This window comes from Beijerinckia sp. L45, from assembly GCF_009765775.1.
Lineage (GTDB): Bacteria > Pseudomonadota > Alphaproteobacteria > Rhizobiales > Beijerinckiaceae > RH-AL1.
This window is the reverse complement of sequence record NZ_LMUU01000165.1, coordinates 43,753-53,575: the sequence shown is the minus strand read 5'-3', so window position 1 is coordinate 53,575 and position 9,823 is coordinate 43,753. Positions and strand designations below refer to the sequence as shown.

The 9,823-nt window shown below is 64.5% G+C and carries 10 protein-coding genes; all 10 read right to left on the bottom strand.

The annotated features are described in order from the left end of the window. Window positions 1-2,281 (bottom strand): diguanylate cyclase (locus GSQ79_RS17965; RefSeq protein ID WP_158810057.1); only part of this gene is annotated, 2,281 nt, incomplete at its 3' end. Between the two features lie 160 nt (window positions 2,282-2,441). Further along, on the bottom strand, window positions 2,442-3,053 hold the full coding sequence (locus GSQ79_RS17960) for a GNAT family N-acetyltransferase (protein ID WP_158810046.1): 612 nt from the start codon (window positions 3,051-3,053) through the stop codon (window positions 2,442-2,444). Between the two features lie 3 nt (window positions 3,054-3,056). Then, window positions 3,057-4,331: a pitrilysin family protein gene (locus GSQ79_RS17955; protein ID WP_158810045.1), complete on the bottom strand. Its 1,275-nt coding sequence runs from the start codon at window positions 4,329-4,331 to the stop codon at window positions 3,057-3,059. Then, window positions 4,328-5,749: a threonine synthase gene (gene thrC / locus GSQ79_RS17950; RefSeq protein ID WP_158810044.1), complete on the bottom strand. Its 1,422-nt coding sequence runs from the start codon at window positions 5,747-5,749 to the stop codon at window positions 4,328-4,330. The genes GSQ79_RS17955 and thrC overlap by 4 nt, the downstream gene beginning before the upstream one ends. Window positions 5,750-5,851: 102 nt before the next feature. Next, window positions 5,852-6,616, bottom strand: coding sequence for an SURF1 family protein (locus GSQ79_RS17945; RefSeq protein WP_158810043.1), 765 nt, complete (start codon window positions 6,614-6,616; stop codon window positions 5,852-5,854). Continuing rightward, window positions 6,616-7,005 (bottom strand): DUF983 domain-containing protein, encoded by a 390-nt coding sequence (locus GSQ79_RS17940; protein WP_158810042.1) that lies wholly within the window; start codon window positions 7,003-7,005, stop codon window positions 6,616-6,618. Before GSQ79_RS17940 ends, GSQ79_RS17945 begins: the two co-directional genes overlap by 1 nt. A gap of 74 nt (window positions 7,006-7,079) precedes the next feature. Further along, window positions 7,080-7,937, bottom strand: coding sequence for a cytochrome c oxidase subunit 3 (locus GSQ79_RS17935; protein WP_158810041.1), 858 nt, complete (start codon window positions 7,935-7,937; stop codon window positions 7,080-7,082). 131 nt (window positions 7,938-8,068) lie between these two features. Beyond that, complete coding sequence (locus tag GSQ79_RS17930; RefSeq protein WP_158810040.1) at window positions 8,069-8,662, bottom strand: cytochrome c oxidase assembly protein; 594 nt, start codon at window positions 8,660-8,662, stop codon at window positions 8,069-8,071. Continuing rightward, entirely contained in the window at window positions 8,662-8,829 is a 168-nt protein-coding gene (locus GSQ79_RS28825) for a hypothetical protein (protein ID WP_174243238.1), read from the bottom strand. Before GSQ79_RS28825 ends, GSQ79_RS17930 begins: the two co-directional genes overlap by 1 nt. Then, window positions 8,826-9,761, bottom strand: a complete 936-nt coding sequence (locus GSQ79_RS17925; RefSeq protein WP_158810039.1) for a heme o synthase — start codon at window positions 9,759-9,761, stop codon at window positions 8,826-8,828. Before GSQ79_RS17925 ends, GSQ79_RS28825 begins: the two co-directional genes overlap by 4 nt. Window positions 9,762-9,823 lie beyond the last annotated feature (62 nt).

Genomic DNA, 9,823 nt, shown 5'->3' with positions numbered 1-9,823 from the left:
TGGCGCCGGTCTCTTCGGCGATGGGAATGAATTCTGCGGGGCTAAGCCGGCCGAGGCGTGGGTTGTCCCAGCGCAGCAGCGCCTCGAAGCCGGCTACGGTGCGGTCTTCCAGCCGCACCACCGGTTGAAAAAATACCTTGATCTCGCCGCGGTCGAGGGCACGGCGGAGATCCGATTCCATGGCGACGCGGTCGGAGCGCAGCGTCCGCATCGCCGGCTTGAAAACCTCGATGCGGTTGCCGCCGGCCTTCTTGGCGTGGCGCATCGCGATCTCGGCGTCCTTCAGCATGTCTTCGCGGCGCGGGTGCATGGACGGATCGAACAGGGCGAGGCCGATCGAGGCGGTCAGCGGGATTTCCCGCTCCGAGAAGGTGACGGGCGTCGACAGCGCGCGCCGCACGACATTGGCGAGCGCGATCGTCTGCTCTGTATCCGACTCCGACATGACGATGGCGGCAAACTGGTCGCCGTTGAGCCGGGCAATCGTGTCCTGCGGCTTCAGCAGGCGGCTGAGGCGGCGCGACAAGGTCAGCAGGATCGAGTCGCCGGCGGACAGGCCTACGGTCTCATTGATTTGCTTGAAGCGGTCGATGTCGATGCAGATGACGGTCGGCTTCAGCCGGGTGTCGCTCTGGGCGAAGGTGAGGGCCGCTTCGAGCCGGTCGAAGAACAGCTCCTTGTTCGGCAGGCCGGTCAAATTGTCGTGCACGGCATCGTGCAGCAGGCGCTCCTCGGCAACCTTGCCCTCGGTGATGTCGCCGAGCGTGCCGACGACGCGGATGACCTCGCCGTCGGGGCCGACGACCGGACGGGCCTTCATCGCGAACCAGAAGTAATGGCCGTCCGCCGCGCGGAGGCGGAAATCCTGGTTGATGCGGCCGCGGCGTTGCTCCAGCACGGCGTCGAGGCAAGCCTTGTAGCGGTCGCGCTCGAACGGATGCAGCACCTCGAGCCAGGCCGCGGCCGGCCCTTCGAGCGACCCGCGGCTGAGGCCGAGTTGCTGCTCGACCTCGGGACTGACGTAGACGCGGTCGGCGACCACGTCCCAATCGAAGATGACGTCGCCGCAGCCGGTCAGGGCGAGTGCCTTGCGACTGGCATCGCTGATGGTGCCTGCGCCCATGCCGCCACCGGCAAAGGCATTTTGCATGATCGTGAATCCGATCAGCATGACGATGAGGACGAGGCCGCCGATCAGCGCCGGCGACACCAGATCGTTGGTCAAGGTGCCGGTGACGGTGAACGCGGCGCAGACCACCCAGGCCAGCAGCAAGAACCACGTCGGGATCAGCATCACGGCGCGGTCGTAACCGTGCGTCGAGAGGTAGAGGATCAGGACGAAGCCGACGCCGGCGATGGTGGCGAGCGAGATCCGGGCGACACCGGCGGCGACCGGCGCGTCGTAGACGGCGAAGGCGATGAGCGCGACGAGGAAGATCAGCCATGCTGCGGCGACGCGCGAGGCGCGGACATGCCAGCGGCTGAGGTTGAGATAGGCGAACAGAAAGACCAACAGAGTGGCGGAGAGCACCACCTCCGCACCGGCGCGCCAGACCCGGTCGCTCTGCCCCTCAGTGCCGAAGATTTTGCTCCAAAACCCGAAGTCGATGCAGACGTACGCAAGCACCGCCCAGGCCAGCGCCGCGGCGGCCGGGAAGATTACCGCGCCCTTGACGACGAAGACGATGGTCAGGAACAGCGCCAGCAGGCCGGCGATGCCGATGACGATGCCCTTGTAGAGTGTGAGGCTGGTGACCTTGTCCTTGTAGGCTTCCGGCTCCCACAGATAGAGCTGCGGCAGATCGGGCGTGCGCAGCTCGGCGACATAGGTGACGGTCGTGCCGGGATCGAGCGTCAGCCGGAACACGTCGGCATCGCTGCTGTCGTCACGCTCTGGGGCAAAGCCCTGGCTTGCGGTGATCGCGGAAATGCGGGTGGCGCCAAGATCGGGCCAAATGACCCCAGAGCCAACGAGCCGGAAATGCGGAGCGACGATCAGGCGCTCGATCTGTTCGTCGGTGTCGTTGGTAAGCGCGAAGACGATCCAGTTCGGCCGCGTTCCGGCATCCTTGGCGCGCACCTCGATGCGGCGGACGATACCGTCGGAGCCTGGCGCCGTCGAGACGAGCAGGCGGTCGCCCTGCGAGGAGTAGCTTTCGATCGCCTTGGTCAGGTCGATCGCCGGCGCGTCGAGCGGGACGCGCGAGGCTTCGATCGCGCGCGCCGGCGCCAGGGCACCGAACAGGATCACAAGCGCAAGAAACAGGCGGAGGAGACGCAGGGACAAGCTCACGGAACTCTCAAGGCCAGACGGCGACGGTTTCGCTGACTCAGCGGCGCCGCGGGCGGATTTCTGGTCTGCCAAGCGAAAACCGTAAAGCTTGGCGGTGACCACGGCAAGCGCGGCGCGCGGCCGGCACCCTGTGTCGATGGATCAATCATCAGCGATCGCGCCGCGGCAGACGCAGAGACACGGGATCCGACTCCAGCAAAGCGAACAACAGATGATCCTGCCAGATCCCATTGATGCGAAGATAGGCGCGGGCAATTCCCTCCGGCTGGAAATTGGTGCGGGTGAGAAGCTGGATCGAGGGCTCGTTGTGCGGCAGACAGGCCGCCTCGATGCGATGCAGCCGCAGGGTCGCGAAGGCGAAGCCGGTTGCAGCACGCACTGCGCGGGCCATGAACCCGTGCCCGGCGAAGGGTTCGCCCATCCAGTAACCCATGGTCGCGGCCTGAGCGACGCCACGTTTTATCTGGCCGAAGGTCAGTCCGCCGAGCAGCGCATCGTCGCCGTCGCGGAAAATCAGGAAAGGATAGGCCTCGTCATTCTCGATCTCGCTTGCGTGGCGTCGCAACCGCCGACGGAACGAAGCACGGGTCAGGTCGTCGCTCGGCCAGGTCGGTTCCCATGGCGTCAGAAAATTGCGGCTGAGGTGACGCAGCGAGGCCCATTGCTCGAAGTCCCGCATCTCCGGCGAGCGCAGGTAGACCCCGTCGCCGCGGACGAAGGTGGCGTTGTCACTGGAGGGACCGAGCCGGAACAACGCCACCGTTCAATGCCCTCCGGCTGTGCCGAGACGGGCGGCGATGCGATCCGGCGTCATGACCTTAGCGACAGGTCCGATCGAGGCGACCGTCGGACGCGAGAGCAGCGCCTTCGCGCCGGCAGCGCGGATCTCGTCGAGGCTCAGGGCCTCCACCCGCGCGATCATCTCTTCGCGCGTCAGGACACGATCGAAGGCGAGAAGCTGGCGGGCGATTTGCTCGGAGCGCGAGCCCGGTGATTCCAGCGCCGCCAGCAGGGAGACCTTCATCTGTGCCTTGGCGCGGCCGATCTCCGCTTCGCTGAGGTCCGCGGTCGCGGCCGCCAGGCAGTCGAGCGCGACCGGCATGAGCTCCGCGACATCGCGGGCGCTGGTCGCGGCGTAGAAGCCGAACAGACCGGTGTCGCAATAGGCCCAGTTGAACGAGTAGATGGAATAGGCGAGGCCGCGCTTCTCCCGCACTTCCTGGAACAGCCGCGAGGACATGCCGCCGCCGACCGCATTGGCGAAGACCTGCAGCGCATAATGCTTCGGGTCGTCGTAGGACAGGCCCTCGAAGCCCACCACGATATGCGCCTGCTCGAGCCGACGCTTCACCCGGTGCTCGCCACCGACATAATGCGCCGGCGGGATGATGATGTCCGACGGCTTGCCCGCGAGATCGCCGAACTTTTGCTCCGTTTCGTCGAGGATGCGCTGATGCTCGACCGCACCGGCCGCGCCCACGACCATCGCATTTCCGCGATAATGGCTGGAGAGATACGAGCCGATGCGGTCGCGGTTAAAGCCCGAAACGCCTTCCGGTGTGCCGAGGATGGCGCGGCCGAGCGGCTGGTCGGGGAAAGCGGCGGCGTTGAACAGGTCGAAAACGAGATCGTCGGGCGTATCGCCGACGGCGCCGATCTCCTGGAGGATCACGCTCTTCTCGCGCTCCAGTTCGTCGCGGTCGAAGGTGCTGTCGGTCAAAATGTCGGCGAGAATATCGAGCGCGAGGCCGGTGTCGGCGGCGAGCACGTGCGCGTAATAGGCCGTTTGCTCGACGCCCGTCGCGGCATTGAGGTCGCCACCGGCAGATTCGATCTCTTCGGCAATCGCGCGCGCGGAACGCCGACGCGTGCCCTTGAAGGCCATGTGCTCAAGCAGATGAGACAGACCCTGCTCGTCATGGGCCTCGTGGCGCGAACCGGCTGCGACCCAAACGCCGAGCGACGCCGTTTCGACATGAGCCATGCGGTCGGTGACGACCCGGAGGCCAGAGGGCAGCGTGGTGACTTCGATGCTCATGATGCGGTCTTCAGCGCTTGGCCTTGGCCGACACGGTCACGGATGAATTGCTCGATCACCGCCTGATCGTTGGCGAGCACGGTGAAACGCTCCTCGCGACTGAACAGGTCGGCCATGTAGGCGGGCAGGGGCGGGCGCATGCCGATGGCATGTTCGATCGCGTCGGGGAATTTTGCGGCATGGGCGGTGCCAAGCACCACCATCGGCGTCGCCGGGCGATTTACGAGGCGACGGCGCGCGGCGTAGACGCCGACGGCGGTGTGCGGGTCGATTAGATAGGCGGACTTGTGCCAGCAGCGCGCGATCTCGACGGCGGTCTCCTGCTCGTCGGTGCTCTCGGCATCGAATTCGGCGCGAAGCGCGGCAAGTGTCGTGTCACCCAAGGCAAAACCGCGGGACTGCATCAGGCCGGCCATCTTGTTGCGGATGCTCGCCGCGTCGCGGCCGCCGAGTTCGAACAGCAGACGCTCGAAATTCGAGGACACCTGAATGTCCATCGACGGCGACATCGTCTGGTGCACGCCGCGTTGCTCATAAGAGCCGGTATGCAGGGCGCGGACGAGAATATCGTTCTCGTTGGTGGCGATCACCAGCCGTTCGATCGGCAGGCCCATCTGCTTGGCAATCCAGCCGGCAAAGATGTCGCCGAAATTGCCGGTCGGCACGGTGTAGGAGATCTTGCGGTGCGGGGCGCCGAGCGCCACGGCACTCGTGAAGTAATAGACCGTCTGCGCTAGCACCCGAGCCCAGTTGATCGAATTGACGCCGGAGAGGCCGAATTCATCGCGGAACGTTGCGTGGTTGAACAGCGATTTTACGATCGCCTGGGCGTCGTCGAACGTGCCGTCCAGCGCCACGACATGGATGTTGTCGCCGGTCGCGGTCGTCATCTGCCGGCGCTGCACGTCGCTGACGCGGCCGTGTGGATAGAAGATCACGACATCGATGTTATCGAGGCCGCGGAAGGCTTCGATCGCGGCGGCGCCGGTATCGCCGGACGTGGCGCCGACGATTGTCGCGTGCTGGCCGCGCTGCTTCAGCGCGTGGTCCATGAAGCGGGCGAGCAACTGCATCGCCAAGTCCTTGAACGCCAGCGTCGGGCCGTGAAAAAGCTCGAGGACGAAAAGATTGTCGTCGAGCTGCGACAGCGGTGCGATGGCTTCGTGGCGGAACGTGCCGTAAGCGGCCGCGATCATGCCTTCGAGCGTCGCTTCGTCGAGGTCGGTGCCGACGAACGGCAGCAGGACCGCCTTCGCGACATCGCCGTACGACTTGCCGGCAAAGCCCGCGATCGTCTCCTGGGACAGCACGGGATAGCTTTCCGGCAGATAGAGGCCGCCGTCGCGGGCGAGGCCGGCGAGCATCGCTTCGTTGAACGACAGGACCGGCGCTTCGCCGCGGGTCGAAATGTATTTCACGGCGTGCACCGGATCGCAGCAGACATGGGTTTTCGCTCTAGCATGGTTTTGCGGACGCAGGCATCCGCTTCGGAGTGTGGACGAGATGCCGATATCGCGACATCAGACCTGGATTCGAGAGGGTTGAGACGGATTGAGCGGACGATCCTCGTCCGGCCCCCGCAGCTTGCGCCACGCGAGAACGCCGAAGACACCGAAGAGACCAGCGGCTAGGCCGAACCAGGTCAAGGCATAGGAGAAATGATTGTTGGGGATAGCGATTTCCGTGGTCCCGCCACGCGGCAGGCCGCCCGGCACCGGCGTTGCGTCGGCGTCGATCGAAAACGGGGCGGCATCGCTCAGCCCGAAGTGGGCGGCGATCAAGGCGGGATCACGGGTGAAGTAGTGCCCGCTCGCCGGATCATCCGCCGGAGTAAAGGTGTTGCGCGGCTCGGGCTCGCGCATCAGGCCGACCACATGGACCGGGCCCGCCACTTCGCCAGCCTTGCGGGTCGCCGGACCGGCGCGATCGGTGGGAACATGGCCGCGGTTGACGATCACCGTGCCGCCCGTGGCAAGGTGCAGCGGCGTCAGCACGAAGTAGCCGGGCCCGGCGGCCGTGCCGCGGAACACCAGGGCTTCTTTCGTGTGATCGAAAGTACCGTCGAGTGCGACATGGCGATATTCGTAGTCGTCGGGGCTTAGGGAGGCCCAGGTCGTCATTGTCGGGAGCGGCTGGGCGGGTGCCGTGGTTCGCGCCTCGATTCGCTCAAGGATCGCGGTCTTCCACGCAAGACGCTGCAACTGCCAGATTCCCAAGCCGATGAGGATCGCGCCCATCATCAGCGTGAAGACGGCTGGTACGATGAGCGGCCTGAGGCGCGCCATCACAGGTCCAGGCGCCCTTGCCCGGCATTATTGGCATATTGCAGCGACACCAGAACGCCCTTCACGAGCCGCAGCAGTCCGACGCAGACGACGAAACCAAAGGGAATGAAGACGAGGGGATAGACCCAGAGCGCCGGTTCGTAGGCGACCTGCATCCAGACGCCGACACCCAATATGATGAAGCCGCCGATAAACGAGGCGAAGAATGCCGGGCCGTCGCCGGTATCGGCGAAGGTCAGGTCGAGAGCGCACACGGTGCAGGTGTCGGCGAGCGCAATCAGGCCCTTGAACATCGAACCCTTGGCGCAACGCGGGCAGCGACCGAGCAGGCCGACGATAACGGGTGGCAGCTTCGGAGGCGCGATCTCATGGCTCGGCTCAATGGACATGCCTTAAGCCCCTACAAAGCAAAGAGGGCGGCACTAAGCCGCCCTCGAAGAAAACCGCCGGCATGGTCAAGGATTTAAGGCTTCGCGCCCTCGATCACCGCGCCCCACGATCCCCAGACGTAGATGCAGGCGAACAGAAACAGCCAAACCACGTCGACGAAATGCCAGTACCAGGCAGCGAACTCGAAGCCGAGATGCTGGGTCGGGGTGAACTGACCGGCGAACACGCGGATCAGGCAGACCGTAAGGAAGATCGTGCCGATGATGACGTGGAAGCCGTGGAAGCCGGTCGCCATGAAGAAGGTCGCGCCAAAGATCGAACCGCTGAAGGCGAACGGCGCATGGGCGTATTCCCATGCCTGGACGCAGCTGAACAGGGCGCCGAGCACGATGGTCAAGAACAGGCCGGTCTTCACCGCCGAGCGGTTATTGTGCAGCAGCGCATGATGGGCCCAGGTCACCGTGGTGCCCGAGGTCAACAACAGCAGCGTGTTGAACAGCGGAAAGTGCCAAGGGTTGAGCGCCTCGATGCCCTTCGGCGGCCAGGTCCCACCGAGGAATTCTGTGCGTGCATATTGGATCGGGTCTTGGGCATAGAGGCTGACGTCGAAATAGGCCCAGAACCAGGCGACGAAGAACATCACTTCCGAGGCGATGAACATGATCATGCCGTAGCGGTGGCTGATCTGGACGACGCGGGTGTGATCGCCATGCTGGGCTTCGTGGATCACGTCCGACCACCACATGAACATGGTGAACAGCACGCCGGCGACGCCGGCGAAGAAGACGTAGCCGCCGCCGACGCCGAGCGTCTTCATCCACATGATGGCGCCGATCGCCATCACAAAGGCGCTGATCGAACCAACGAGCGGCCAGGGGCTGATCGGGACCAGATGGTAATCGTGGTTCGGCTTGGCGTGACCGTCGGCCATGGCTGCTCTTTCCCCAAAACCCAGGCCCGAAGACCGCAGGCGTTTTCCTCGAATAAAACGCTCTTAAGAGGCGTTATCGTCTTTGCCCGCGAACGGTCAAGATGCTTGATCTCTCGTCCGAAAAGCGATGCTCAAAGCTTCGGTTTGTCAGCGTCGGTTTTGGCCGCCGCGACGGCGTCGGACCCCTTGGCCTGATAGAACGTGTAGGATAGCCAGACCTCGTCGACCCCGTTCATCGATTCGTCCTGCTCGAGCGCCGGATCGAGGTAGAAGACGACCGGCATTTCTGCGGTCTCATGCGCTGCCAGCGTCTGATCGGTGAAGCAGAAGCACGAGATCTTGTTGAAGTAGCCGCCGATGCTGCCGGGACCGACATTGTAGACGGCATGCGCGGTCATCGGCTTGTCGGTGCGGTTGGTCACCTTGAAGAAGACGGTGGCGGTCTTGCCTGTGCGCAGGTCGATCTGCGTCTGCTCCGGTTCGAAATCCCACGGCAGGTTGTTGCCGACGTTGGCATCGAAGCGAACGCGGAGAACGCGCTTGCCGGTGGTCGCCGAGGCGCCGTCGGCCACCCGCGGCGTGCCCTCGTAACCTGTCGCGGCGCAGAACATGCGGTAGAGCGGCACGGAGGCATAGGCCAGCCCGAGCATGGCGACGACGGCGCTCGCCGCCAGGATCGGCGCCAACCGTCCGCGGCGGAAAATAGAGCGCTTGGGGGCGATCATCACAGCGGCCTGTCGAGAACGCCGGGACCGAGCTTGGCGATGGTCACGACGTAGAAGAGCACGACGAAGAATCCAATGGCGATACCGATCGCGATGTTGCGCTGGCTCCGGCTCTTCTTCTGTTCGGGCGTCAGGACGATGCCCTTGTCGTTCGGGTCGACGATCATGACAGGTGGACGATGTTGAGGAGCATCAAGGTGCGCTCGCCGATCAGTTCGGCGAACAGCAGGAAGAGGTAGAGGATCGAGAAGCTGAAAAGCTTCATCGCGACCTTGTCGGCGATCTCGCCGGTGCGCACACGGTAGACCTGCACAGCGAGCGCCAAGAACGCGAGGCCGAGGCCCGCCGACAGCAACCCGTAGGCGATGGTGGCAAAACCCATAAACCAGGGGAGCATGCCGATCGGCGCGAGCACGACCGAGTAGAGCAGGATATCGCGCCGCGTGCGATCGGGGCCGGCAACGTTGGGCAGCATCGGGATGCCGGCCTTGGCGTATTCGCCGGACTTGACCAGCGCCAGCGCCCAGAAATGCGGCGGGGTCCAGATGAAGATCAGGGCGAACAAAGCCAGGCTCGAGAGACTGACCGACCCGGTGACGGCGGCGTAGGCAACGACCGGCGGAAAGGCCCCCGCGGCGCCGCCGATGACGATGTTCTGCGGCGTCGCGCGCTTCAGCCACATCGAATAGATGACGACATAGAAGAAGATGGTGAAGGCGAGCAGGCTGGCGGCGAGCCAGTTGGCGACGACGCCCAGCGTGAAGACGGACAGGGCCGACAGAGTGAGGCCGAAAGCCAGGGCCTCGGATTCGGTGATCCGCCCGATCGGGATCGGGCGCTTGGACGTGCGCCGCATGATCGCATCGATGTCGGCATCATACCACATGTTCAGCGCACCGCTGGCACCGGCGCCGACGGTGATGGCGAGCAGGGCCGCGAAGGCGAGAATCGGGTTCAGACCGCTTGGAGCGATCAGAACGCCGGCGATCGCCGTGTACACCACCAGCGACATGACGCGCGGCTTCAACAGGGCGATATAATCGCCTGGTCCGGCCACCGAAATGATCGGCGCGGTGCTGGTGTCGGAAATCAAACTCATAATAAACGTCGCAATCCCTGTTCGATCGGGCGCTGCGGAGCAGGCGATATGCTGCACGTGCG

Coding starts and splice junctions, on each gene's coding strand:
- GSQ79_RS17955 (WP_158810045.1), bottom strand. CDS start 4,331: ATGAGCATCGAAGTCACCACGCTGCCCTCTGGCCTCCGGGTCGTCACC.
- GSQ79_RS17945 (WP_158810043.1), bottom strand. CDS start 6,616: ATGGCGCGCCTCAGGCCGCTCATCGTACCAGCCGTCTTCACGCTGATG.
- GSQ79_RS17940 (WP_158810042.1), bottom strand. CDS start 7,005: ATGTCCATTGAGCCGAGCCATGAGATCGCGCCTCCGAAGCTGCCACCC.
- GSQ79_RS17935 (WP_158810041.1), bottom strand. CDS start 7,937: ATGGCCGACGGTCACGCCAAGCCGAACCACGATTACCATCTGGTCCCG.
- GSQ79_RS17930 (WP_158810040.1), bottom strand. CDS start 8,662: ATGATCGCCCCCAAGCGCTCTATTTTCCGCCGCGGACGGTTGGCGCCG.
- GSQ79_RS28825 (WP_174243238.1), bottom strand. CDS start 8,829: ATGATCGTCGACCCGAACGACAAGGGCATCGTCCTGACGCCCGAACAG.
- GSQ79_RS17925 (WP_158810039.1), bottom strand. CDS start 9,761: ATGAGTTTGATTTCCGACACCAGCACCGCGCCGATCATTTCGGTGGCC.